General features: G+C 69.0%; 15 protein-coding genes. 7 read left to right on the forward strand and 8 right to left on the reverse strand.

Features of this window, described 5'->3' with window-relative positions; genetic code table 11:
• Positions 1 to 37 precede the first annotated feature (37 nt).
• On the forward strand, positions 38 to 2,275 hold the full coding sequence (locus tag OG219_RS30335) for an N-6 DNA methylase (protein WP_266831775.1): 2,238 nt from the start codon (positions 38 to 40) through the stop codon (positions 2,273 to 2,275).
• The gene (locus tag OG219_RS30340) at positions 2,272 to 3,714 is read left to right on the forward strand and encodes a restriction endonuclease subunit S (protein ID WP_266831777.1); all 1,443 of its coding nucleotides are present in this window, start codon (positions 2,272 to 2,274) and stop codon (positions 3,712 to 3,714) included. The genes OG219_RS30335 and OG219_RS30340 overlap by 4 nt, the downstream gene beginning before the upstream one ends.
• Before the next feature lie 60 nt (positions 3,715 to 3,774).
• On the opposite strand, the gene OG219_RS30345 is transcribed toward OG219_RS30340, so the two are convergent.
• A complete protein-coding gene (locus tag OG219_RS30345; protein WP_266831779.1) occupies positions 3,775 to 4,812 on the reverse strand; it encodes a DUF397 domain-containing protein in 1,038 nt (345 codons plus the stop codon).
• 150 nt (positions 4,813 to 4,962) lie between these two features.
• On the opposite strand from OG219_RS30345, the gene OG219_RS30350 reads away from it, so the two are divergent.
• From OG219_RS30350 to OG219_RS30365, 4 genes are all read left to right on the forward strand, one after another.
• Positions 4,963 to 5,328, forward strand: a complete 366-nt coding sequence (locus OG219_RS30350; RefSeq protein ID WP_266831781.1) for a hypothetical protein — start codon at positions 4,963 to 4,965, stop codon at positions 5,326 to 5,328.
• A 113-nt stretch (positions 5,329 to 5,441) separates the two neighbouring features.
• A complete protein-coding gene (locus OG219_RS30355) occupies positions 5,442 to 9,653 on the forward strand; it encodes a protein kinase (RefSeq protein WP_266831783.1) in 4,212 nt (1,403 codons plus the stop codon).
• Positions 9,653 to 11,350: a hypothetical protein gene (locus tag OG219_RS30360; RefSeq protein WP_266831785.1), complete on the forward strand. Its 1,698-nt coding sequence runs from the start codon at positions 9,653 to 9,655 to the stop codon at positions 11,348 to 11,350. Before OG219_RS30355 ends, OG219_RS30360 begins: the two co-directional genes overlap by 1 nt.
• 16 nt (positions 11,351 to 11,366) lie before the next feature.
• On the forward strand, positions 11,367 to 16,835 hold the full coding sequence (locus OG219_RS30365; RefSeq protein ID WP_266831787.1) for a hypothetical protein: 5,469 nt from the start codon (positions 11,367 to 11,369) through the stop codon (positions 16,833 to 16,835).
• A 229-nt stretch (positions 16,836 to 17,064) separates the two neighbouring features.
• Here the strand turns inward: OG219_RS30365 and OG219_RS30370 are convergent, their stop codons facing one another.
• The 3 genes from OG219_RS30370 to deoC are packed head-to-tail and all read right to left on the reverse strand — an operon-like array spanning position 17,065 to position 20,344.
• Positions 17,065 to 17,952, reverse strand: a complete 888-nt coding sequence (locus OG219_RS30370; RefSeq protein WP_266831789.1) for an aldehyde dehydrogenase family protein — start codon at positions 17,950 to 17,952, stop codon at positions 17,065 to 17,067.
• Positions 17,945 to 19,381, reverse strand: coding sequence for an aldehyde dehydrogenase family protein (locus tag OG219_RS30375; RefSeq protein ID WP_266836282.1), 1,437 nt, complete (start codon positions 19,379 to 19,381; stop codon positions 17,945 to 17,947). Before OG219_RS30375 ends, OG219_RS30370 begins: the two co-directional genes overlap by 8 nt.
• Positions 19,382 to 19,384: 3 nt before the next feature.
• Positions 19,385 to 20,344 carry a deoxyribose-phosphate aldolase gene (gene deoC / locus OG219_RS30380; RefSeq protein ID WP_266836283.1) on the reverse strand — a complete coding sequence of 320 codons (960 nt, stop codon included), beginning with the start codon at positions 20,342 to 20,344 and terminating at the stop codon, positions 19,385 to 19,387.
• Between the two features lie 158 nt (positions 20,345 to 20,502).
• On the opposite strand from deoC, the gene OG219_RS30385 reads away from it, so the two are divergent.
• Positions 20,503 to 21,198 carry a PH domain-containing protein gene (locus OG219_RS30385; RefSeq protein ID WP_266831791.1) on the forward strand — a complete coding sequence of 232 codons (696 nt, stop codon included), beginning with the start codon at positions 20,503 to 20,505 and terminating at the stop codon, positions 21,196 to 21,198.
• A gap of 222 nt (positions 21,199 to 21,420) precedes the next feature.
• Here the strand turns inward: OG219_RS30385 and OG219_RS30390 are convergent, their stop codons facing one another.
• The 4 genes from OG219_RS30390 to OG219_RS30405 all read right to left on the reverse strand — a co-directional run bounded on the left by OG219_RS30390 (position 21,421) and on the right by OG219_RS30405 (position 26,072).
• Positions 21,421 to 22,566 (reverse strand): glycosyltransferase family 39 protein, encoded by a 1,146-nt coding sequence (locus OG219_RS30390; RefSeq protein ID WP_266836284.1) that lies wholly within the window; start codon positions 22,564 to 22,566, stop codon positions 21,421 to 21,423.
• A gap of 200 nt (positions 22,567 to 22,766) precedes the next feature.
• Complete coding sequence (locus tag OG219_RS30395) at positions 22,767 to 24,398, reverse strand: phospho-sugar mutase (RefSeq protein ID WP_266831793.1); 1,632 nt, start codon at positions 24,396 to 24,398, stop codon at positions 22,767 to 22,769.
• 253 nt (positions 24,399 to 24,651) lie between these two features.
• Positions 24,652 to 25,476, reverse strand: coding sequence for a purine-nucleoside phosphorylase (locus OG219_RS30400; RefSeq protein ID WP_266831795.1), 825 nt, complete (start codon positions 25,474 to 25,476; stop codon positions 24,652 to 24,654).
• A gap of 158 nt (positions 25,477 to 25,634) precedes the next feature.
• A complete protein-coding gene (locus OG219_RS30405; RefSeq protein WP_266831797.1) occupies positions 25,635 to 26,072 on the reverse strand; it encodes a gamma-glutamylcyclotransferase in 438 nt (145 codons plus the stop codon).
• Positions 26,073 to 26,107: the final 35 nt, after the last annotated feature.

The raw sequence follows: 26,107 nt of genomic DNA on the forward strand, positions 1-26,107 counted from the left end.
TATCGAGGTAATACGGGACAAGGTGGGCGCGATCGCTATGGCTGAGGAACAGCTGGGCTTTGACATTCCAGAGGGGGGCAAGCGGAAGCCGCTGGCGTCCGGAAAGTCCGGTGAAGCCGACAAGCCCAAGGAGCCGCGCAAGCTGCAGGACGACGAGGTCTTCGACTACATCACCGGCGACAAGGTGGTGAAGCTCACCGAGACCGAGAAGGTGCGGCAGCGGATCGCCCGCGCCCTCGTCCACCAGTACGGCATCGATCCGCGTGACATGCAGGCCGACTTCCCGATTCCCGTGGTGAACGAGGAGACCGGCCGCAAGTCCCGGCGCCGCGCGAGTATCGCGATCTTCGAGCACGAGCAGCCGCACGAGTTGCAGTACCTCCGCCGGATCGTCGTCACCAAGCCCCGCCCCAAGGACAGTCGCACCGTCTCCAAGATCCGCACCTACGCGCACGCCAAGGAGCAGATCGACGAGGTCGCCGAGCTGATGAAGGCGACCGGTTCCGAGTGCAAGTACGGTCTGTGGACGGACGACAAGGACCTGTACTTCATCCTTCGCGACACGGAGTCCTCGCTCTTCCAGGACGATTACCGACCATTGTTGAACTGGCCGCGCGGCGACGCGACCGCCTTCGACGCCCAGGGGAACGCCTCCTCTCTCGGCACCATGCGGCGGGCCGACGAGACGATGCTGCGGTTCGCCTTCCGGCGCTGCCACAACTACATCCATGGCAACGAGGGCCTGCCCAAGGACGCCGCCTTCTGGCAGTTCCTGTACGTCCTGTTCGCCAAGCTCTACGACGAGCGTCTGGTGCGGGAGGGGAAGCCGCCCCGCTTCTTCGTCGACAGCAACGACCTCGCCGCCGCCTTGGAGAGCGAGGAAGGCAGCCCCGAGGTCGCCGACCGGATAAGGGAGCTCTTCGAGGAGGTCAAGGGCTTCTACGCCGAACAGGAGTTGTTCAACGAGTACGACCGGCTCACCTTGACCGACGGAGCCCTCACCTTCATTACACGCCAGTTGGCCACCTACAGCATCCACGACACCTCCCTGGACGCGCTCGGCACCGCCTACCAGGAACTCGTCGGTGACAATCTGCGCGGCGACCGCGGCCAGTACTTCACGCCGCCCGGTGCGGTACGGCTCATGGTCGAGATCCTCGACCCGCAGGAGGGTGAGACCGTCTTCGACCCGTGCTGCGGCACCGGCGGCTTCCTGCGTGAAAGCCTGCTCCATGTGCTGCACAGCAACTGGATGCCCGAGGACGAGCAGTCGCTGTCCGTGCAGGAGCGCGCCAGGCTGGAGACCGCTCGCCGGAAGGACCTGGGCGAGTATGCCCAGGACCGGATCTTCGGCGCCGACTTCGACCCCTTCCTGACCCGGGCCGCCGCGTTCGGCGTCATGATGCTCACCGACATCGCGGGCAACACCTTCCAGATGGACTCCCTCGGATTCCCGCGGATGGGCAAACTGCCCGGTGTGAAGTTCGCCCACGCGCACCGCGAACGCATCTACCCCGGCCAAGTCGACGTCCTGCTCACCAACCCGCCCTTCGGCACGGACATCCCCGTGACCGGCCCGGTTCTGGACCTGTTCCGCAAGGACGAGTACGACAGGGAGAAGCGGAGCATCGCCTACGGCTGGAGCCGCAAGGAGGACGGCACCCTCAAGCAGGGCAAGGAGGCTGTGTCCGTCGCACCGGAGCGGCTGTTCGTGCAGAAGGCCGTCGAGTGGGTGAAGCCGGGCGGCCGCATCGGCATCGTCCTGCCCAACGGCATCCTGTCCAACCCGGGCCCCGACGACGAGGCGGTACGCCAGTACATCCTCGACGAGTGCTGGGTGATGGCCAGCATCGAACTGCCCGTGGAGATCTTCGTCGTGGGTGCGGGCGTCAACATCCTCACCACCCTCCTCTTCCTGCAGAAGAAGACCGAGCGGGAGAAGGACGAGGAGCAACTGCACGACGCCGCCGACTATCCGATGTTCATGGCCGTCGCCGAGAAGGTCGGCCACGACCGGCGCGGTGCCCCGCTGTACGTGCGGGACGCACGGGGTGACTTCGTGGTGCGCGAGCACGATGAGACGGACGAGATCGTCGTCCGCGGTGTCGCGATCCCGCGGCGGATCAAGCGGCGCGTCCTGATCCGCGACGACGACCTGATGTCCCTGCGGGAACGGCCCCCGTACCACGACCGGCCGAGCGTCGTCACCGAGTACCGTGCGTTCGTCGAGAAGTACGCCGACGATCTCCCCTGGAAGAAGGGGGGGAAGGCGTGAAGCTCGCCGAGCCGGGCAACCCGGCCAGGCGCGGGTGGCTCGACAAGCAGGGGTTGAAGCTGGTTGCGAAGCCCTATCTGTCGGGTGTGTTTGCGACGCAGCGGCTGCTGGAGCGGCTGCGGGTGGAGACGGTGCCGTTGGAGGAGGTCACGGCGGGGCATGGTGGGGGCATCTTCAGCGGGCCGCTGTTCCGACGGGTGTACCTCACTGACCCTGAGCACAGTGTGCCGTTCGTCGGCAGCAAGGACATGCAGCTCGCCGACTTCACAACGCTGCCGAGGCTGAGTAAGGCCGACGCAGAGTCGTCCAGCCTGCATTACTTGGAACTTGAGCCCGGCATGACGCTGATTTCGCGGTCGGGGTTCAATGCCGGGAGGCGCGCATACGTACGTCCGGACATGGGCGGCTTCTGGGGATCGGAAGACGTCATCAAGGTTGTGCCCGATCGCGGCAAGATCGAGCCCGGGTACCTGTACGCCTTTCTGATGAGTCGGTTCGGTGAAGTGCTCATCAGGGGCGGGGTGTACGGGTCGGCCGTCAAGCACATCGCGCCCGACCACGTCGGGAAGATCCGCGTGCCGCGCTTCGGGGAGGCGGTGGAGAAAGAGATCCACGAACTCGTGGAGGAGGCGGCCGAGTTGCGTGCCGCGTTCCAGAAGGGGATCACCGCGGCGACGCGGGATCTGTTCCGGGTGGCCGAACTTGAGGATCTGCTCGACCTCAAGTGGCATGAGCAGGGGCGGGACTTGGGGTTCGCACAGTCCGGGCTGAACGCTACGACGTTGCGGGCGCTGAACTTCCAGCCGCGGGCGCAGGAGATACTGCGGCGGCTGCGGGGGGTTGAGCATGTGACGTTGGGGGATGTCTGCGAGGGGGGCATGCTCGGGTCCGGGGTGCGCTTTAAGCGCATCGACGCCGAGCAGGGCCACGGTGCCGTGCGGTTGATTGGCCAGCGGCAGGCGTTCTGGCTACGGCCAGAGGGGCGTTGGATCAGCTCAGAACAGGCGCCGTCGGGAATCTTTGCGACGGATGAGACGGTGATGGTCGCCGCACAAGGGACCCTGGGTGAGAACGAGGTGTTCTGCCGCCCCTTCCTTGTTACGGGTGCCTGGCTCAACCACGCCTATAGTCAGCACTTTCTGCGTGTAGTGCCCGGAGACTCGCGCTTTGCAGGGGCCTATCTGTTCGCGTTGCTCCGGTCGGAGCCGTTGTTCCGTGTGCTCAGATCCATGTCAGTCGGCGGCAAGCAACAGGACATCCACGAAGACCTGCGCAAGTACATTCCCGTGCCGGTCCTCACAGAGGCTGACCGCAACCGCATCGCTGAAACCGTCCGCAAGGCATACCGCCAGCGTGACGAAGCCGACCGTAAGGAAGACCAGGCGCTGGCCAAGCTGGAGGCGGCCGTGGTGCTGCACTCTGGTGTTGCCACCGGCTGAACTGGCAGATCACTTGTTCCGGAAGGGGCCGTGGAACACCTCCACGGCCCGTTCCGCACATCAGCCCTGGCGCGAACTGTTCTTGAGGCCGTCGACGAACAGTCGCCAGGCCCTGTCCTGGACCGTCAGGACAGGGCCAGTGGTGTCCTTGCTGTCCCGTACGGGAACAGCTCCTGGGAACCCGTCGGCGACCTCGACGCAGTTGCCCCCGTCAGGGTTGCTGTAGCTGGACTTGCGCCACTGCGCGGTGCCCAGTCCGTTCGTTGCTCGCATGAGGTGAAGTCCTCCATTGCCGCTTCGATCATCGCTGCGGAATCCTGCGGCGAAAGGGCGCAGGCCCTCAGTAGATCGTGCCCGCTGGTGTTGCTTCACTTCGGTCGATTCCTCAACGAGATGGCCCCCGTAGCGGCTCTCGAAGTAGGCAAACGTCCTGTGGTCCGGAAGGTGCAGGAGTGTGAGTGGGCCAGCGATGAGTGTGTGTTCCCCATACGTGAACGGGAGTACCTGGATCCCGATGCGAGGCGACTCGGCCGCCGTCAAGAGGGCGGCGAGCTGCTCACGCATGGTTGCAGGGCCGCCAATGTGCCGCCGTAACACCGCCTCCTCCAACACCACCCACAAGTAAGGCCCATCCGCTTCCTTCAACCGCCCCTGCCTCTCCAGTCGAAGCCCCACCTTCCGCTCGATCTCCTCCTCCGAGGCCTCCGGATCCCCCACCAGAAGCAGCGCCCGCGCATACGCCTCCGTCTGCAGGAGCCCGGGCACCAGGTGGCCGCCGTACTCGTGGATGTCGATGGCCTGGGCGGCGAGTTCCATGAACCGGCGGTAGCGGTCGGGGAACTGCTCTCGCTGGACGATGCCCCACAGGCCCTCGAAGAGAGAGCCCGTGCCGAACGCGGCGTCGAGCTTGACGGACAGGGGAGGCAGGGGGAGGCGTTCGGCGGTTTCGACGCCGTGCAGTTGGGTCTTGCTGTAGTTGACGATGTCGGACAGGCGGTCGAGCGAGATGTCCGCGCGCTGCCGCTGGCGGCGGAGTTCCGTGCCGTAGAGGTCTCGCGCCGAGTGAGCCGGGTCGAGTTCGCGGGTTCCTGAGATCACGTGCGCCCCCTGACGTGTTGACGTGCTGTTCCTCATCCCGGGAGGGGATGGCATCACTCTGTCCATGGCAGTGGCGCACGGTGACGATGTGGGTGCGAACAGTGAAAGTCCGGGGTTGTGAGGCCGCAACCCCCGTCACAGGAGGCGCAGTTGACTCGACGTAAGGCTGACCGGTCCACTCGTGAGACCACCCGCACCCCCGCCCTCCACGACCCCGAAACCGTCGCCGCCGCGGCGCAGGCCCACACGGATGCCGCCCGCGCCGCGCGCGAGCCGCATAACCTCCCCGTCGGTCAACTCGCCTACGACACAAGGCGGGAGCGCCGTGGAGTAGTCATGGACCACCTCGACGGCTACGTGTGGCTGCGCCCTCCCGGCGGAGGGATGGAGTGGACCGCGCGGCCCGGCGAGGTCGAGCCGGTCGCCGCCGACGCTCCTGAGGGTGACCTGCCGCAAGGGCTTCTGCGGGCCCGGGTCGCTGTCGCCAACGCGCGCAGCCGCCAGGAGTTGCTCTGACCCGCCGGGCGCCGACGGGGGCCGCCGTATTTATGCCGGACGCATTGTCAGTGGTCGGTAATAGAGTGGCTGGTGACTCGGAATCGGCAGATGTGCACGGGGGGTTGCGGCCGGTGGCGCGGATCATTCAGGTGGGGGAGCCGGTCAATGACGCCGAGCGGATGGTGCTGCGGCACCTGCGGGACCACGCTCCGGCCGAGTGGACCGTCGTGTCCAACTTCGAGCTGTCGTACGGGCACGGGCGGCAGGTCTTCGAGGTGGACCTGGCCATCCTCACGGAGCACGCGTGCTATCTCGCCGACACCAAGGGGGCGCACGGCCGGATCGAGGTGCGAGGGGCGCGCTGGTATCCGCACCGGCGGCAGCCGTATCCCAGCCCGGTCCGTAAGTGCCGGGACCACGCGAAGATCCTCGGCCAGCTCCTCAGACGGCGGTCCCGTTCCGGAGCGGGGGTTTCGGTGTGGTGCGAGCCGCTGGTCATCCTGCCGTTCGAGGACGCGGTGCTGCGCGACCCCGGTGGCCTGGACGAGCCGTGCACGGTCCGGCTGCGGGATCTCGTGCCTTACCTCACGCAGCACCGGCCGACTGCCGCCCACTCGGGCCCGCCCATCGCCGGCGTGCACGACGACATCGTGCGGGCACTGCGGGCCGAGGCCCGTCCCGCGTCCGGCTCGCGCCAGTTCGGGAGGTACGAGGTCGTAGAGACCCTGGCGGAGGCCGACCCCTCGGTGACGTCCGAAGACCCGTACGACCCGTACGAGAATGTGTCGGTGTACCGGGTCCGCAAGCGCGGCCAGCCGACGTCCGGGACCTACCTGCTGCAGGTGCACGCCGTCGATCCGCTGCTGCCGGAGGCCGATCTGGCCGCGGCGTACACGCGGATCAGCACGCCGATCCAGGCGCACAGCCGGCTCAAGGCGAGCCAGTACATCGTCGCGTGCGTGGACGACTTCCCGGTGCACGACGAGACCGGATACGCCGTCGTGCTGGAGGACGTACACGCCGACGCACTGCGAGTGAGGCTCACGGACGGGCCTGCGGCGCTCGGGGCGGACGCCAGGCGACGGGTGATGTCCGGGGTTCTCGCCGGGCTCGCGCACGCGCACGCCAAGCGGGTCGTGCACCGAGGCCTGACGCCCGACACGGTGCTGGTCGACCGCGACGGGGAAGCCATGCTGACCGGGTTCGACTTCGCCTACCCGGGTGAGCCGCGCGGCGCGCAGCTCACCGTGCGGCAGACGGCGCTCGAACGGCACGATGCCGCCTATCTCGCACCCGAGGTCAGGGACAATCCGGACGGGTTCTCGCCCGCTTCGGACATGTACGCGGCCGGTGCGCTCTTCCACGAGCTGTACGCGGGGGAACCGCCGTCGGTGGGGGAGGGCGACGGACTTGACGAGGTACCGGGCCTTGAACGCGAGGTCAGGTACCTCATCAGACGGCTGTTGGATGCCGACCCGCGGCGGCGCCCGGAGGCCCGGGAGGCGATCGAACTGGTCGACCGGCGCCGGGCAGGCCAGGGCGCCGGCCGGGGCGGCGCCGAGGAGCGGGAGGACGACGACTCCTTCGACTGGGACAATCCGCATAACTATGCCCACCTGCCAGCAGGGTTCCGGCTTACCGAGAAGTTCCGGGTGCGGGCCAAGCTCGGCCAGGGTCAGTTCGGTGTCGTCTACCGCGTCTTCAACACCCTCGACGACACGGACGAGGTGCTGAAGATCATGACGGGCGGCGGCGTCTCCGTCGAGGAGCGGCTGAGAGGGGAGTACCGCATCCTGCGGCAGCTGCCCCCGCATCCCAACCTGGTGCCGCTCATCGACGCCGAGTGGCTGCCGAAGGGCGGATTCCAGTATCTGCGCATGGAGTTCGCGGAGGGGCAGGACCTGCAGACGGTCATCGGCGGGGACGGCCGCAGGAGCGGCGGCAGGGAACGGCCGCTCGGTCCCGCCGACGTACGGAGACTCCTGGAAGACTGCCTCGCGGGCCTCGCCCATCTGCATGCGAACGGCGTCTACCACTGCGACATCAAGCCCAGCAATCTGCTCTGGACTCCTGACGGCACCAAGCTGCTGGACTTCAACGCCGCGGTCTCCGCCGGGTCCACGCTCACCCCGACGCTCGGCTCGCCCAAGTTCATTGCGCCCGGTGCCATGGGGCGGCGACGGCCCACGGTGGAGGACCTCACCGATCTCGATCTGTACGCACTTGGTGTCTCCGCCTACATGGCGCTCACAGGCGCCTACCCGTGGCGCGGACGGGAGAGCCCGCCCAAGGACGAGGAGGCCCCCGACCCCCGTGACATCGCGGGCTTCGCCGACCTGAGCCCTGCCTTCGCGGCAGTGCTCCGCCGCGCCATCTCCCCGCGCCGTGCCGAACGGTTCGCCGACACTGAGGCCTTCCTCGCCGCGCTGCGCGCAGCCGGTGACGTACGTCTGACACCTCGCTTGACGGACAACGAGGACACGACGGCTGCCGGTGCTTCGGACAGCGGGTCGGCACTTGCGCCCGAAGGGGTGGGGGACAACCCCTTCGTCGCCCGTCTACAGACGCTCTACAGCCAGAACTCCCGGACCAACTCAGGCACACGCGGGCTCGACCCCGCGGGATTCCCGCTCTATGTCGAGACCGCCCTGGACACCGAGCTGACCAAGGCTGTTCTTCGGGGAGACCACCGGTTGGTGATCATCACCGGCAATGCGGGCGACGGCAAGACGGCGTTCCTGCAGAACCTCGCGGAAACCGCGGCCAAAAAAGGCGCCGATGCCGGCCAGGACCGCCCCAACGGCTCCGAATTCACCTACCGGGGACGGCTCTTCCGCACCAACCACGACGGCAGCCAGGACGAGGGCGACACGGACAACGACGCCGTGCTGGACGGGTTCCTCGCCCCTTACCGAGGCGATACGGCCGACGCCTGGCCCGAAGGGGAGACCCGGCTGCTCGCGGTCAACGAGGGGCGGCTGACCGACTTCGTGACCCACCACGAGGACCGGTATCCCTTGCTCGCCCACACCGTGCGGGAAGGGCTGGCCACGGGACAGGAAGCCCACAGTGTGGTGGTGATCAACCTCAACGCCCGGGACGTCTTCGCCGATCCGTACGGCACCGGTTCGATCATGCGGCGCATGGTCGAGGCGATGACCGACGAACGGCACTGGACGGCCTGCGCCTCCTGCACCCTCGCACCCCGCTGCTACGCCCTGCACAACGCGCGGACCTTCACGCACCCCACGGCCGGTCCCCAGATCGTCAATCGGCTCGCCGCGCTGCACCGCATGGCACAGCTCCGCGGCCGTCTCCATGTCACCCTGCGCGACCTGCGCTCCGCCCTCGCCTACACCCTCACCTCGGCACGCGACTGCGCCCAGATCCACACCCTCTACGAGCGGGGTGCGGACAGCGCTCAGGAACGCCTTGACAGCTTCTACTTCACCAGCTGGGCCGGCCTCCACACTGGAGCCGACGCGGAGCACGACCGGTTCCTCACCCAACTCCGCGACCTGGACATGGCCACCGTGCCCGATCCGCAGCTGGACCGCAGGCTCGACTACACCGGGCCCTCCGGCGGCCACAGCCTGATCTCCGTCGACCAGCGGGGCGGCCACGACGAGGAGCTGCTGCAGGAGTTCTTTGCCGCACTGCCGCGGACTCCTGAACCGGGTGGCCGACAACTCGCCGCCCACCGCGCCTACCTGGGCGCGGCCCGCCGGCGGTTCTTCTTCGAAAGCCTCGACGACATCCGCTGGTCCACCATGCTCAGCTACCAGTCCGGTGACCACTTCCTCGGACTGCTGGACGGCGCGCTTCCCGTGGAGGATGAACTCGTCCGCCTCATCGAAGCGATCAGCCGCGGCGAGGGCATGCCGTACACCTCCGACGCGAGCGGCCCGGACCTCGCCCTCCAGGTGAGGACGGTGCGCGGCGGCACGGTGCGCAGCCACCGGCTCTTCCCCGCCGGGCGGTTCACCCTCGACGTCCGTACGCCCGCGGCCTCGGACTATGTGGAGAAGAGCCCCCGGGAACTGGTCATGCGCTACCGGCCCGACGACGATGGGCCGCAGCACGCCCAACTCGTTGTCCGCCTCGACCTGTACGAGTTGCTCGACCGGCTCTACCGCGGCCACCAATCCGGTGTCGAGGACCGCCAGGGCCAGAACCTCGCCCTCGCGGTCTTCAAGAACGCCCTGTCCGCGACGTCCACCCAGGAGGTGCTGCTCAGTGCCCCGGGCAGCCCTCCCTACCGGCTCAGCAGGCAGCCAGGCGGGACGCTGCGGCTCGCCCCCGCGCGAGACGGCCGTACCGGCGATGAAAGGAGGGAGGACTGATGGCGCTGCGACGCCGCGACAGCGAGTTCAAGCACTTGGGTGTGTCGTACCTGGAGTACAAGCGCGTCGAGATGGACCGGGTCCTGACCGGTTTTCTGATGCGGGTCAACCACCGCGGACTGCCGAGCAAGATGGTGCACCGCAAAGACCTCTCGGTCGAAACCTTCGTCAAGGAGTTCACCAGCGACCGCCACACCGGTCAGTTCCCCGGCTTCGCCGAGCACAGCGACATCACCCGCCGCTGGATCGAGACCCAGCTGCTCGACATGGTCAACCGGGGCAAGCCCAGCCAGGCCGTGGCCGGACTGCGCCCCCTGCACGGACTGACGTATAAGTTCCGCAACTACTACCACTCGCGTGCCTACGGCGCGGACGCCCAGTTGTACGAAATGCTGCGCCACGCACGCGGCAACCGGGGCCAAGCGGCCCTTGAGCAGCTGCGACGGTTCTTCTTCACCGGGCTGGATCCCGCCCTCGGCGACGGGCCCGGGGACTCCCGAATCGACGTGGAGACCCAGGCCGTACTGCACCTCAACAACCAGGTGACGCAGGACGCCCCGCAGCAGCTGCGCGGCTGGTACTCCGCGCCCCCGCTGTGCGTCGGCCAGGCCGACCTCCTCGCCGACGATGTGCTGCGCCTGATGTCTCTGAAGGACCTGCTGCCGCGCGTCACCATGGTCGAGTACCTGAAGATCCTCTTCGCCCTGCACCTCGCACTCGGCCAGCTGAAAGCGATGAAACTGCTGCCACAGGCCGTGGCGCGCGGTGGCCTCGACCCCGCTTGCGGCCTCGACCACTGCCCGGCCACGGGTTCGGCGGCTGATCCGCTCGCCGGCTGTCCTTTCCGCGCGGGTCTCTTCGTCGACGCCGCCGGAGTCCCCGGCACCCCCGTGGCAGCCCTGGCCGAACACAGCACCGCCGTATGGCTCCGGCGCATCCCGGACTTCGTCCGGGCCGGGTACGTGGTGCGCAAGCTCGACGACTTCGCCGAGCACCTCGTCGGACGCGGCGAGGCGAGGCGGCCCAAGGAGGGCCACTTCAGCGCCGGAGAGCTGCTGCGCTTCGGCTCGGAGGACTACAAGGAACGGCGTGAGCGGTTCTTCACATCCCGTCTCGACACCATCCTGGAGGAGACACCGCGCGAAGAGCAGCCCGAAGCACTACGCCCCCTGCTGGAAGTCACCATGGGGATAGACCCCTTCGAGCAGTACCTCGAACTGCTGATGGCCTACCGAGGCCGCTACCACCACAAGTACATCATCGAGACCATCGACTCCCTGCTGCTGAAGAACCGACCGGGCGCCCTCATCGCACAGCCCCACCGCGGCAAGCGGCGCTTCGTCCTCGACAGCGCGCTGCTGGAGGTCCTGGTCCAGGTCGCGCTGCTGCGCCCCAACCCGCGCGGCAGCCGCTCCAGGTTCACGCACCACACCGTCTCCCTCCGGTTGGACGAGTTCACCGATCTGCTGCGGACGCGCTACGGCCTGTACATCGACAGGCTTCCGGCCACGGACGGCTTCGCCGCAGCCGGATTCGAGGAGGAGGCGGCACTGCGCGCGAACACCGAGGCGTTCACCACGAAGCTGCGGGAGATCGGTTTCTACGACGACCTGTCCGATGCGTATCTCACCCAGGTGATCGCACCGCGCTTCGTGATCGCAGAGGACGGCACGGTCACAGCGGGCAGCGGAAAGTAGCGGAGAACGGATCGACATGGCACGAGGACTGACCGAGATCACCGAGAGCCAGTGGCGAGAAGCCCTGGAACAGGCGCTGTTGCCGCGCATCGCCGCCGTTCTGCGGCAGCGGGAGGCGGGCCACTGCATGCGCGTCGAGGGGCTGCGGGCCGACCTGACCACGAGCCTGACCCGCAGGCTGCGCACGGCGGTGCCCGATGCCCAGGTGTACGTCCTCGACGGCGGAATGCGCGAGCAGGAAGCCGACGAGACGACCATCACCAGCACCAAACTGGTGGAGCTACGCAACCCCGACGCGACCGGAGCCCTGCGGCCGCCCCTGCTCGTCTTCGTCCCGCCAGGCACCCGCGCCAGTGCCGAGGACTCGTTCTCCACCGCCACGTTCGAGGAACTGCGGCTGGCCGATGTTCATACCGCACTCCGGCAATCCCTGCTGAGCCAGGTGCCGGAGTCGCTGCGGGTTTCGGTCACGGAACTCCTGGGTTCACCGGCGGCAGGTGGACCGGCAGGCGCTGATCCCCAGGCCGCCGTGCGGTATCTGCTCACGTTGCGGGAGAACCACAACCATCCCGAGGCGGCGGGTGCGGCCATCCATCTACTCGGCCTCATCCCCGACTTCCGCCTCTTCGCCGATCCCACATTGGTAAGCCGCAAAGCCGAGCGCAACCGTCGTGTGGTGGATGCGCTCAGCGACAGCGTGGCGACCTCGCGGCAGCGGGTTCTGGCGCTGGGACTGCCCCGGTCCTCCGCCGAACACCAGGCGTTCATGAGGCGGCTGGTGGCCTTCGCGGGGCGCACCTCGTTCGCCGAACCCCGGCAGTGGTGCCGGTCCATCGCCGTCGAGCCCGGCAACTGGCCGCTGGCATTTCAGCACTGGCCCGAGGAGAACGACCACGGTGATCAGCCGGTCACGGTGGACGTGGACGAACTGACCGCGTTGCCGAAGGCGGGCGACAGCGACGAGGACCTGCGCAATCACCCCGTGCTGGAGCGGGTCTTCGGCGCTCGCTACCTGCTGCCCGGCGGTCTGTCCGTACTGCCGGTGTCCTTCACGGTGGATCCCGACCCGCGCAATATCACCGGACTCGCGCGCTTCAAGGTGGAGATCTACGCGGAGTCGGGCGGTGAGGGCGCAGAGGAGGGGGATGACGGCTCCGTGGTAGCCAGTCCTACAGGGCTGACCGTCACCGTCGGCCGCACCACCAAAAAGGCGAACGTGAAGCTCAAGCGGGGCCGCAAAGCCACCGACTGGGAGGAGGGCTGGCATTTCGTTCGAGTCACGCCACTCGACGAGGGCGGCGACCCGATGCCCGTCGCTGGTGCGGGCACCACGCGGCGGACGGACGAGAGCGACCGCTTTTACGTGGTGCCGGAAGGAGAATTCGATGAGCCCCCAGCGCCCCGAGCCCAGCACGCACCCGGCGTCGCCCAGGCTGTCAACCGGCTGCGCTTCACAGCGCAGGCCGACGGACGGGACCCCTCGCGCATCACGTGCCGCGACGTCACCTGGGGGAGTACTGGAGCCAGGACTCGGTCGCTGCGCGCTTCTTTCGGCCCCGGCGCACCCTTCGTCATCGACCTGCCGCATCGGCTGGTCGAGGCCCAGCAGAGGCTGCTGCGCCATCCGCACACCCTGATCGGGCCGGTCGTCGAGATCGACGCGGCGGACGGAGTCCACATCTCCGCGGAGGGCACGCTCGTGGCCGCCCCCTCGTTCACTGCGTATCTCGATGCGCGCGCCGATCTGTTCACGATGCTCACCGGAGAAGGGACCGGGGCGGATGTGCTGGTGGTGGAGAGCGCCGACCCTCGTCATCTGCGCGCCAGGACGGAGACGTATGCGGAGGCTTACCTGAACGCCCTGACGTCCTGCCTCCGGGCGCTCGACGACCCGTATGAGCGGGATGCGGACGCGCGCCGCGCAGAGCTTCAGCTCCTGCTGCGGACTGACACCCTTCCAGTGAGTCTGACCGACATAGATGGCAGTCGGCACGCCGCTGTGCTCGTCGCCCCGACGCATCCCCTGCGGATGCTGTGGTGGAGCGGTCAGGCCGCCCTGGCCGACCACTGGCTCGCCGAAGCGGAGACGGACGGGCGGGCCGCCGTCCTGGAACGGCTGGAGGCGCTGGAGAAGCGGCTCGCACCCCTCGGCTTCCCCCTCGCCGTACCGCTCGCCGGCGGTGAACTCGCCTTTGCCGGCGGGCTACTGACCGACTATTGGCAGGTTTGCCTGCCCAGCGAGACAGAGAATCCCCGTGGCGTGGTCACCCGTATCGCCACCGCACTCGGAGCGGACGGGGCGGTGGCCGGGGGCGGTGACGTGACCGGTGCGGAGCTCGCCGATCGCGTCGAGCGCTACGTACGCCTCCACCCCTACGCCGACTCTCTGGTCATCAACGCGGTGGGTGCCGGGCGCGGCGAGCTGCTCGCCGACACGCTCACCGCTCTCCAGGAGCGGCGTCACCTCGCCCATCTGCGCTATACGGTGCGCCTGTTCACCCCGACCCCCGACGACCCCTGGACCGGTGCGGCCCTCACCGACCTCATCGCGCCCGCCGACGGAGCCCGCACGGCCGCGGCGGAGGCATTCTCCACGCCCGGCGATCCCCTCAGGCCGAAGCTGGCGGTGGTGGTGCGCAAACTGGTCGACCTCACCTCGGCGCAGGCCGAGTTCCCCGCGCACCTCACCTTCCTGTTCGCTCCGTTCGGCGGAGAGCGGTACGACATCGCGCCCGGCGGCTCGGCCGACGGTCGAGCCGCAGTCCACGGTCTCGTACAGGAGATGACCAGCCACTACAGCGAAGACGGCGGATCGGCGGTCTGGAGCCGACAGCCCAGGCACGGTGCGACGGACCCCTTGCCAGGAGCGGAGGTCACCGGAGACCTCCTGGCTGCGCTTCCCACCGCGCTTTCGGCCGGCGCGGTCGCCGCCACGTCGGGTGAACCGCGGCCGGGAACCCTGCCCCAGATCAGCCTCAGCCTCGACGCGGACGACCGCTCCTTGCTGCACGACGTGCACCGCATGAGCGACTGGGTGATCACAGTGGACCGCACCCTGGGCGCCGAGTACTTCGACCACGGACGCAAGAACCGGGCCGAGTACGTCATCGACTACTCAGCATCCTCAACGGCGGGTATGAGCAGTCACGTCGTGGTCTCCTCCCGGTCGGTCGACGAGCTGAGGGCACTGCTGGAGCCCGTACTGGCGGACCGGCGCCTGAGCATCGAGCAGCGCCACGTCCGCACGTTCTTCGATCAGCTGAGGGAACTGTCGGGAAGCCTCGCCTTCAAACTCGCGGCGCTGGGCGAAAGCGGCCGCACCGAGGTGGTGGGTCTCGCCCTCGCACGCCTATACCTGGGAGACCGCAGCGCGCTGCGGCATCAGCTCCTGGTGCCGCTCGACGCACATCCGGAGCTGTACGGGGAGGAACAGAGGCGTTCTGCGGCGGGAGACAGCGGGGTCCGGTTGCACCGAACCGACCTCGCCTTGTTCGACCTGGACGCCGAACGCAAGACCCTCACCTGCCGATTGGTGGAGGTCAAATGCTTTACCGGTTCCGGTGGCTTGGCGTCGTTCCAGTCGACGCGGCAGCGCATCCGCACGCAGCTCGACAACACCCGACGGGTGCTCACCGCGCTGTTTGATCCGTCCGTCCGCCGCAGCGACCGGCCGCTGCAGAACGTCACCCTTCGCACGCTCCTCGGCCACTACCTGGCCCGCGCCGACCGTTACGGGCTCCTCTCCCGGAAGTCCCGGGACGAGGCGCAGTGGCTCCTCGATCATCTCGATCACCGCTTCGGCCTGGAATTCACGGCGACCGGCCTGGTCTTCGACTTGTCCGCGGACGGGGTCGACATCGACTGCGAGGACGGCATCGCCTATCACCGGGTGGGGCGGGACCATGTGCTGCGGATGTTGGACGAGATCGAGACGGAGTACGTGAGGGGGCCCGAAGCAGCCGAGAACGGTGAGGAAAGCGCCGAGCTGCGTTCGAGGGCTGCGGAATCTGCGGGCGCAGACCGAGCGGAGGCTGAGGCGCTCGCAGCGCTCAGGCCCCGTGAGCGTGAGCGTGTGCTGCCGGATGAGCCCGGTCCGCTTCCCCTGGACGTCGACGACGAGCCGGAGGGACCGGAGGTGGCAGAGACGGTCCAAGTGCCAGCAGCGCGGGGTGCTGACCAGATCCAGCCTCGTGCGGAGCAGGGCGCAGACAAGAAGACTCTCGACCAGGAGCCGGATCCGCAACCGGTGGAGGGTTCGGACCCGGGCGGAGACGACGGTGCGGGCAGAACCCCGGCAGACGTGGTGCTTGGTGTCTCTCACCCGTCACCGCAGTTCGGTCTGCTCGGGATCAGCTCAGGCCGGAAGGTCGCGCTGGACCTCAACGAAACGCACACGATCAGCTTGTTCGGCGTACAGGGCGGCGGTAAGAGCTACACGCTCGGGTCGATCCTGGAGATGGCGAGTCTGCCTGTGCCGGGCATCAATGAGCTCAGCAAACCGCTTGCGAGCATTGTCTTCCACTACAGCGAGACGTCCGACTACGCCCCCGAGTTCACCAGCATGATCCGTCCGAACAGCGACGACGGCCAGCGGGCCGCTCTGCGGGTGCGTTACGGGGCGGAACCCGCCGCCCTGACGGACGTCATGCTGCTTGTCCCCGCTGAGAACGTTGCCGAGCGCAGGCGCGACTATCCGGACATCGACGTCCGGCCACTGGCCTTCGCCTCGTCGGAGCTGAAGATGAGCCACTGGCGGTTCCTCATGGGAGCCGTCGGCAACCAGGCCACCTACATCCGCCAGATCGGCCGGATCATCAAGACGAACCGCGAGAATCTCACTCTGGAGACGATCCTCCGTGGCGTCGAGGATTCCGAACTTGCCGAGCACCTCAAGAAGCAGGCCAAGGGGCGGCTGGATCTGGCGGAGAGTTTCATCGACGACACCGCGAGACTGCAGGACCTGGTACGGCCGGGGCGGCTGATCATTGTCGATGTGCGCTCCGACGACATTGAAAAGAACGATGCACTCGGCCTGTTCGTCGTGCTCATGCAGCTGTTCGCCGAAGCACGGCACGGGAGCGAGCAGTTCAACAAGCTGGTCGTCTTCGACGAGGCACACAAATACGCGGACGGCGGTGACCTTGTCGCGGGGCTCGTCTCCAGCGTGCGGGAAATGCGGCACAAGGGAATGTCGGTCGTCGTCGCGAGTCAGGACCCCCCGTCCGTGCCCGCCACTCTGATCGAGTTGTCCAGCACGATCGTGCTGCACAAGTTCACCTCGCCGGCGTGGCTCAAGTACTTGCAGAAGGTGAACACCGCACTCGGCGGACTCACAGCTCAGAAGATGGCGGAACTACGCCCAGGAGAGGCCTATGTCTGGTCCAGTAAGGCCACGGACGAGGCTTTCACGCAGGGAACGGTGAAGGTGCTGTGCCGTCCGAGGGTCACCGAACATGGCGGTGGCACCAGGACTGCGCTCGGTTGATGCGTTGGTGTGGCTCCGAGTGGCCCTGGCTGCTTGGGCAGACCCAGGGCCACTCGGAGTGTTGTCCGGTGCTCGGGCAGGACGGGGCTGCTGCGCTGAACGGGAAGAGAGCCGCGCTTCCCCTGGACGGAGGGGAGGCGCGGCTCTCTCGTGAACGGGACCCCGGGGACACGGATCGGGGTCCCGAGCCGGCGGAGGGCGCCGAGATCCTCGTACGCCCTCGTTCGTTCTAGTAGGACGATCCGGAGGCGCCAAGCGCGCCCGTCGGGTGCCAGACCGTCTTCGTCTCCAGGAAGGCGGTGAGGCGCTCGATGCCGGGCGTCTCGGAGTAATCCACAGCCTGTGGACGGAGAACTCGCTTCAGGTTGTCCGCGGCGGCGATCTCCAGCTCCTTCGCCAGTACGTCGTCCGCGCCCGCGAGGTCGATCGCGTTGACGTCCTGGTGCGCGGCCAGCGGGGCGGCGATCTCCGCCGTCCTGCCGGAGAGGACGTTGACGACACCGCCGGGCAGGTCGGACGTCGCCAGGACCTCGCCGAGGGACAGCGCCGGGAGCGGGGACTTCTCGCTCGCGATCACGATCACCGTGTTGCCGGTCGCGATCACCGGGGCGATCACCGAGACCAGGCCCAGGAACGAGGACTCCTGGGGGGCCAGGACGGTGACCACGCCGGTCGGCTCCGGGGTGGAGAGGTTGAAGTACGGGCCCGCCACCGGGTTGGCGCCGCCGATCACCTGGGCGATCTTGTCGGTCCAGCCCGCGTACCAGACCCAGCGGTCGACGGCCGCGTCGACGACCGCTGCGGCCTTGGACTTCGAGAGCCCCTCCGAGTCCGCGACCTCGCGTACGAACTGGTCCTTGCGGCCCTCCAGCATCTCCGCGACGCGGTAGAGGATCTGGCCGCGGTTGTACGCCGTCGCGCCGGACCAGCCGCCGAACGCCTTGCGGGCGGCGACCACCGCGTCCCTCGCGTCCTTGCGGGAGGAGAGCGGGGCGTTGGCCAGCCACTTGCCCTTCGAGTCCGTCACCTCGTACACCCGGCCGCTCTCGCTGCGGGGGAACTTGCCCCCGACGTACAGCTTGTAGGTCTTGAAGACTGACAGTCGCGCATCAGACATCGAGGTATGCCTCCAGACCGTGGCGGCCGCCCTCGCGGCCGAAGCCCGACTCCTTGTAGCCGCCGAACGGCGACGTCGGGTCGAACTTGTTGAACGTGTTGGACCAGATGACGCCCGCGCGGAGCTTGCCCGCGACCGCGAGGATGCGGGAGCCCTTCTCCGTCCAGATACCGGCGGAGAGGCCGTACTGGGAGTTGTTGGCCTTGGCGACCGCCTCGTCCGGGGTGCGGAAGCTGAGGACGGACAGGACCGGGCCGAAGATCTCGTCGCGGGCGATGGTGTGCGCCTGGGTGACGTTCGTGAAGAGCGTCGGGGCGAACCAGTAGCCGGAGGAGGGGAGTTCGCAGGGCGCGGACCAGCGCTCGGCGCCCTCGTCCTCGCCCTGCTCGACGAGTGTGGTGATGCGGGACAGCTGCTCGGCGGAGTTGATCGCGCCGATGTCCGTGTTCTTGTCGAGGGGGTCGCCGAGGCGGAGGGTCGAGAGGCGGCGCTTGAGGGAGTCGAGGAGTTCGTCCTGGATCGACTCCTGGACCAGGAGTCGGCTGCCCGCGCAGCAGACCTGGCCCTGGTTGAAGAAGATGCCGCTGACGATGCCCTCCACGGCCTGGTCGATGGGGGCGTCGTCGAAGACGATGTTCGCGCCCTTGCCGCCGAGTTCGAGGGTGACCTTCTTGTTCGTGCCCGCGATCTGGCGGGCGATCGCCTTGCCCACGGCGGTGGAGCCCGTGAAGGCCACCTTGTTCACGTCCGGGTGCTCGACGAGGGCCGCGCCCGTGTCTCCGTACCCGGGAAGGATGTTGACGACGCCCTTGGGGAGGCCCGCCTGGCGGCAGATGTCCGCGAAGAAGAGCGCGGAGAGGGGGGTCGTCTCGGCGGGCTTCAGGACGACCGTGTTGCCGGTCGCCAGCGCCGGGGCGATCTTCCACGCCAGCATCAGGAGGGGGAAGTTCCAGGGGATGACCTGGCCCGCGACGCCGAGCGGCCGGGGGTTCGCGCCGAAGCCCGCGTGGTCGAGCTTGTCGGCCCAGCCCGCGTAGTAGAAGAAGTGCGCGGCCACGAGGGGGAGGTCGGCGTCCCTCGTCTCCTTGATCGGCTTGCCGTTGTCCAGGGTTTCGAGGACGGCGAGCTCGCGGGAGCGCTCCTGGATGATCCGGGCGATGCGGAACAGGTACTTGGCGCGCTCGGAGCCGGGCAGGGCCGACCACTTCTCGAACGCCTTGCGGGCCGCCTTCACGGCACGGTCGACGTCCGCCTCGCCCGCCTGGGCGATCTCGGCGAGGACCTCTTCGGTGGACGGGCTGACGGTCTTGAAGACCTTGCCGTCGGCCGCCTCGGTGAACTCTCCGTCGATGAAGAGGCCGTAGGAGGGTGCGATGTCGACCACCGAGCGGGACTCGGGCGCCGGCGCGTATTCAAAAGTAGCCATGATGGATCAGTCCACCGTCACGTAGTCGGGGCCGGAGTAGCGGCCGGTGGCCAGCTTCTGACGCTGCATCAGCAGGTCGTTCAGTAGCGAGGACGCGCCGAAGCGGAACCAGTGGTTGTCCAGCCAGTCCTCGCCCGCGGTCTCGTTGACCAGCACCAGGAACTTGATGGCGTCCTTGGTCGTGCGGATGCCGCCGGCGGGCTTCACGCCGATCTGCACGCCCGTCTGGGCGCGGAAGTCGCGTACCGCCTCCAGCATGAGCAGCGTGTTCGCCGGGGTCGCGTTCACGGCCACCTTGCCGGTGGAGGTCTTGATGAAGTCGGCGCCGGCGAGCATGCCGAGCCAGCTGGCGCGGCGGATGTTGTCGTACGTCGACAGTTCACCGGTCTCGAAGATGACCTTGAGGCGGGCGTTGGTCCCGCAGGTCTCCTTCACGGCGGTGATCTCGTCGTACACCTTCAGGTACTTGCCCGCGAGGAACGCCCCGCGGTCGATGACCATGTCGATCTCGTCGGCGCCCGCGGCGATGGCGTCCCGCACATCGGCCAGCTTGACGTCGAGGGCGGCTCGGCCGGCGGGGAAGGCGGTGGCGACGGAGGCGACCTTCACGCCGGAGCCGGCGACGGCTTCCTTGGCGGTGGCCACCATGTCGGGGTAGACGCAGACAGCCGCGGTGCCGGGTGCCGTACGGTCCGTCGGGTCCGGGTGGACCGCCTTGGCGCCGAGCGCCCGGACCTTGCCCGGGGTGTCCGCGCCTTCCAGCGTCGTCAGGTCGACCATCGAGATGGCGAGGTCGATGGCGTACGCCTTGGCCGTGGTCTTGATGGAACGGGTCCCCAGCGAGGCGGCACGCGCCTCCAGGCCGACCGCGTCCACGCCGGGGAGCCCGTGGAGGAAGCGGCGCAGCGTGCTGTCGGACGCGGTTACGTCGCCGAGTGCGTGTGCAGCGTGTGCATAGGTGGGCATGGTCACCAGACGAGCATATCTACGCGCGTAGCGGCTGTACAGCCCCGAGAGCTTCTCCCGGGCATCCCCGGGCGCTCGTCGAGAGGCGGCACGGGCGGGGGGTCGCGGGGGGCCACCGCGCATGAGCGCCGGTCCGGGCGTCGGGCAGAATCGGGACCATGACGACCCCGGATCACCAGTCACCCACGCCGGACGCCTCGCGCCCCGAGTCGAAGGACCGGATCTACCGGTCGCCCGCCGGCATGGTGGGCGGCGCCCTGCTGCTGGCCCTCGTGGGCTGGCTCGGCATCGACGCGCTGGTCTCCGGCGAGGACCGCACCCCCTGGCTGGCGCTCGCCGCGATGCTCCTCGTCGTGCCGCTGATCGTCGCGTTCACCCTGCGCCCGGCCGTCTACGCCAACGCCGACCGGCTGGCCATCCGCAACCCGCTCCGCCTGATCGTGCTGCCCTGGGGGCAGGTCGCCGGGCTGCGCTCCGGTTACTCCAACGAGGCCGTCGACCCGTCCGGCCGGAAGTTCCAGCTGTGGGCGGTGCCGGTGTCCCTGCGCGGACGCAAGAAGGCGGCCCAGCGCGAGGCTCGGCAGGCCGCCGACGCGTCCGGGAAGCGGCGGGGCGGCGGAGGGCTGGGGGGCTTCGGCGGGTTCGGCGGAGGCACCGGTGGTCCGGCATCCGGATCGGCCGGGCCGGTGCGTGCGGAGGCCGACCGGATCATGGACGAACTGCGCGAGCTGCGGGAGACGCGGGGGAAGGCGGAGAGCGCGCAGGGCGAGGTGACGGTGCGGTGGGCGTACGAGATTGTGGGGCCCGCCGTTGCCGGGGCCGTGTTGTTGGGGGTTTTGCTGGCGGTGGGGTGAGTGGGGGAGGGGCTTGGCCCCTGAGTCCACCGCGTCGGACACCACCACCCCGGCTACCGCAGGGACGGGCACGACCGAGGACACGAGCGCGCCCACGGGCTGAGCCGCTCCACGTGGGTACGTGGGCGAACCGACACGGGGTTCAGTTGCCTCCTCCAGCGTGGGACGAGAGGGGGCGGAGTAGGCAGCCGAGGAGCATGCGAGGGCCCAACTCCCCGTGAATCAGGGAGCGCTGGGCCACACGAGAGCCATGTAGGCGCCGAAGTAAGCCGCTCCTAGCACCGCTGCCGCCAGCGTGAGCACGCGGAAGCGGAGGGAGGCGCGGGACAGGTGCACCGCGAGCGGGAGCAGCAGCGGGAAGGCCGGCAGCAGGAAGCGGGCGCGGGGGAAGTAGACGCCTCCGCTGCCCAGCACGATCACCAGCAGCAGGCCCGTGAACAAGAGCAGCGGCAGCGGCTGCCGGTCCCACACCGCCAGCGCGAACAGCAGCACCGAGGCGACCAGCGTGGCGGTCACCATCAGCAGGAAAAGCTCGGGCGTCGAGTCGTACATCAGGTACTCGCGCATCCGCCGCAGCGTCGCCAGGCCGCCGTCGAACTCGTTGTGCCACAGGCGCTGTACGGCGAAGTAGCCGTCCCAGCGGCCGAGCCGCAGGCCCACCCAGCCGACGTACCCGAGCCACCCGAGCGGAGCGAGGACGGCGGCCGCGAGGACGCGGGCGTCGAAGCGGCGGCGCAGGGAGGCCAGGGCCGTGACGGTCACCGCGGCCGCGACCGCGACACCGGTCGGCCGGGTCAGCCCGGCGAGCGAGGCCAGCGCCCCCGCCCACAGCCAGCGGCCGCTGAGCACCGCGTACAGCGACCAGGCGGCGAACGCCGTGAACAAGGACTCGGTGTAGCCCATCCACTGCACGAGCCCGACCGGCAGCGCGGCCCACAGGACGGTGAGCAGGACGCCGACCCGCCGCCCGTACAACCGGTCGCCGACCGCGAAGACCCCCCAGGCGGCGAAGAGGGAGGCGACGACGGCGATCCCGAGACCGGCGCCCGCCGCGCTGCCGGGCGTGACGGCCGCGACCGCCTTGACGAGGACCGGGTAGAGCGGGAAGAACGCGAGATTGTTCGCGTCGTACGCCGTGCCCAGCTCCCGCGCGTACCCGTGGCCGGCGATCCCGAGATACCAGTCGGCGTCCCACCGCGTTGCCAGGACCGGCCAGACGCCGTGCCCCTGCCGGTGCGCCCAGGCGGCGAGGACCAGCAGTCCCACGGCCCGTACCGCGACGTAGGCGAGGAGAGCGGGCGCGACCCGGCGCAGGGCGGTCGGAGTGGTCGGCGTGGGGGACGGGGGTCGTCGCCGGGTGCTCGGAATGTGTCTGCCGGGGGCGGTGTCGGGGACGGTCGAGGACACGGCGGCGGCTCCAGTACTCGGCGGGCGGTACCGGGTCACCGTTTCCCGGAGAGGGCGGCCGGGTGCGGAGGTGCGTCAGCTGTCCCGCGGAAATCACTCGATGGGGTGGCCGGGGACGGCCGGTCCACCCCGTCGAGTACGAGTACTGGTGCGAGTACGGGTCAGATGCCGGCGGCGGCCGAGAGGTCCCGCTTGATGGCCGCCAGCAGCTCGGCCGCCTTCGTCCGCGCCGCGTCGAGCCCCTCGTGCGAGGCGACGGGCACCACGACCTCCAGATAGCACTTCAGCTTCGGCTCGGTCCCGCTCGGCCGGACGATCACCCGTGCGCCCTCCAGCGTGTAGCGCAGCCCGTCCGTCGGCGGGAGCCTGTCCGTCCCCTTCGTCAGGTCCTCGGCCTTCGTGATCGCCAGGCCCGCGAGCCGGGTGGGCGGCTGCTCACGCAGGCGCCGCATGGCGTTCGCGATCAGGGAGAGGTCCTCGACGCGGACCGAGAGCTGGTCGGTGGCGTGCAGGCCGTACTCGACGGCGATGTCGTCGAGGAGGTCGAGGAGGGTGCGGTTGCGGGACTTGAGCTCCGAGGCGAGTTCCGTGATCAGCAGAGCCGCCGTGATGCCGTCCTTGTCGCGTACGCCGTCGGGGTCGACGCAGTAGCCCAGCGCCTCCTCGTACCCGTACCGCAGCCCCTCGACCCGGGCGATCCACTTGAAGCCGGTGAGGGTCTCCTCGTACGGCAGACCCGCCTTCTCGGCGATCCGCCCGAGCAGCGAGGAGGAGACGATCGACTCGGCGAACGTGCCCCGCGCGCCGCGCTTCACCAGGTGCTGGGCGAGCAGCGCGCCGACCTCGTCGCCGCGCAGCATCCGCCAGCCGTCGCCGTCCGCGACGGCCACCGCGCAGCGGTCCGCGTCCGGGTCGTTCGCGATGATCAGATCCGGCTGGGTCTCGCGGGCCTTCGCGAAGGCGAGGTCCATCGCGCCGGGCTCTTCCGGGTTCGGGAACGCGACCGTCGGGAAGTCGGGGTCCGGCTCCGCCTGCTCGGCGACGAGCACGGGCTCCGGGAAGCCGGCCCGCGCGAACGCCGCGAGGAGGGTGTCCTTGCCGACGCCGTGCATCGCGGTGTAGACGGTGCGGGCCGTGCGCGGGGAGCCGGTGGCGAGTACGGCGTCCGTGCGGGCCAGGTAGGCGTCCAGGACGGTGTCGTCGAGGATCTCCCAGCCGCTGTCCGGGCGGGGCACATCGGCCAGTGCGCGGACCGCGTCGATCTCGGCGGCGATCTCCGCGTCCGCGGGCGGGACGATCTGCGAACCGTCCCCGAGATACACCTTGTAACCGTTGTCCCGGGGCGGGTTGTGGCTGGCGGTGACCTCCACGCCCGCCGCCGCGCCGAGGTGCCTTATGGCGTACGCCAGGACGGGGGTCGGGAGGGGGTACGGGAGTACCGCGGCACGCAGGCCGGCGCCGGTCATGACGGCGGCCGTGTCCCTTGCGAAGTCGGCGGACTTGTGGCGGGCGTCGTAGCCGATCACCACCAGGCCGTCCGTCTCGCCCTTGCCCTTGAGGTACGCGGCGAGGCCCGCGGCCGCGCGGATGACCACGGCGCGGTTCATTCGCATCGGGCCCGCGCCGAGTTCGCCTCGCAGGCCTGCGGTGCCGAACTGGAGGGTGCCGGTGAACCGTGCGGTGAGCTCCGCCGTGTCGCCGGCGTCGATGAGCTTCGCGAGCTCCTCACGGGTCTCCGCGTCGGGGTCCTCGGCCAACCACGCCTTGGCCCGAGCGATGAGTTCGTCCTGCACGTCGGCTGCGCCTCTCTGTTCGGTCGTACGTTGCTGGGTCCACCCTGGTTTTTTCGCCCCCTCCGCCCCTTCCCGTCCCGTTCCTGGGGGCTCCGCCCCCAGACCCCCGTATCGGCCTGGACGGCCTCGTCCTCAAACGCCGGACGGGCTGAAAGGCCAAGATTCAGCCCCTCCGGCGTTTGAGGAGCGGGGGTTTGGGGGCGGAGCCCCCAAGGGACGGGAATGGGTAGGGGCGGCGGGGGCGAAAAAACACCTACAGCCGGTCCAGCACCTGCGTAAGCAGCTCCCCCATGCGGGTGGCCGAGTCGCGGCCCGCCTGGAGGACCTCCTCGTGGTTCAGGGGCTCGCCCGTCATACCCGCGGCGAGGTTGGTGACGAGGGAGATGCCGAGCACCTCCGCGCCGGCCTCGCGGGCGGCGATGGCCTCCAGCGTGGTCGACATGCCCACCAGATCGGCTCCGATGACCCGAGCCATCCGGATCTCCGCGGGCGTCTCGTAGTGCGGCCCGGGGAACTGCGCGTACACGCCCTCCTCCAGGCTCGCGTCGATCTCCTTGCACAGGGCGCGCAGCCGCGGCGAGTACAGATCGGTGAGGTCCACGAAGTTCGCGCCGATGATCGGCGAGGTGGCCGTGAGGTTGATGTGGTCGCTGATCAGGACCGGCTGCCCGGGGCGCATGCCCTCGCGCAGACCGCCGCAGCCGTTGGTGAGCACGATGGTCTTGCAGCCGGCGGCGACGGCGGTACGGACACCGTGCGCGACGGCGGCGACACCGAGGCCTTCGTAGTAGTGGGTGCGGCCCAGGAAGACCAGGGCCCGCTTGTCGCCGATCTTGTACGAGCGGACCTGGCCGCCGTGGCCCTCGACCGACGGCGGGGGGAACCCGGGCAGCTCGGTGACCGGGAACTCGGCCTCGGGTGAGCCGAGCGCGTCCACGGCCGGCGCCCAGCCGGAGCCCATCACAAGGGCGACGTCGTGGGTCTCGGCGCCCGTGAGCTCACGCAGTCGCGTGGCGGCGGCGTCGGCGGCCGCATGGGGGTCGCCCTGGATGTCGTCCGGAAGAAGAGATGCGTTCACGCGCATGAGGGTAGCTGGTCCAGGCCTACGCGCGTAGATGACAGAGCTCACGGTCTTGCGATCGTTGTCTTGTCGTTTCCAACAAGCGCATGAGGAACGTTTCCCACAATGGGGTGGGCAAATGGGCGGAGAAAGGGACGAAAGCCAGGCGTACTGCCTCAGCAGGGCCGCTTACGCAGCTCCATCACATAGTCGTGCGGCGCCCCGGCCGTTTCGGCGGCGTCGGCGAGCTCCCCCAGGTACCGCGCCGACGGGAGTCCCCCCTCGTACCCGTTGAGTACGTACACCCACGCGGCTTCCTCGCCCTCCAGCGTGTGCACCCGCACCCGCATCCGGCGGTAGATGTCGAGCCCGACGCCCTCCCACCGGTCCATGGAGTCCTCGTCCAGGGGCGCGATGTCGTACAGAGTCACGAAGACCTGGGACCGCGGTGCCTCGACGATCGTCGCCAGCGCGCCTTCCCAGCCCATGTGCTCGCCCCCGAACGTCAGCCGCCAGTCGTTCAGCCAGCCGGTGGCGCGCAGCGGCGAGTGCGGTGCGCGGCGCGTCATGAGCCGCGGGTCGAGATTGCCGGCGTACGCGGCGTAGAGCGACATGGGGTCGAGGGTACGGCAGTGAAACGTGCGTCTCT

The sequence above is a fragment of the Streptomyces sp. NBC_00038 genome, assembly GCF_026343635.1.
Classification (GTDB): Bacteria; Actinomycetota; Actinomycetes; order Streptomycetales; family Streptomycetaceae; genus Streptomyces.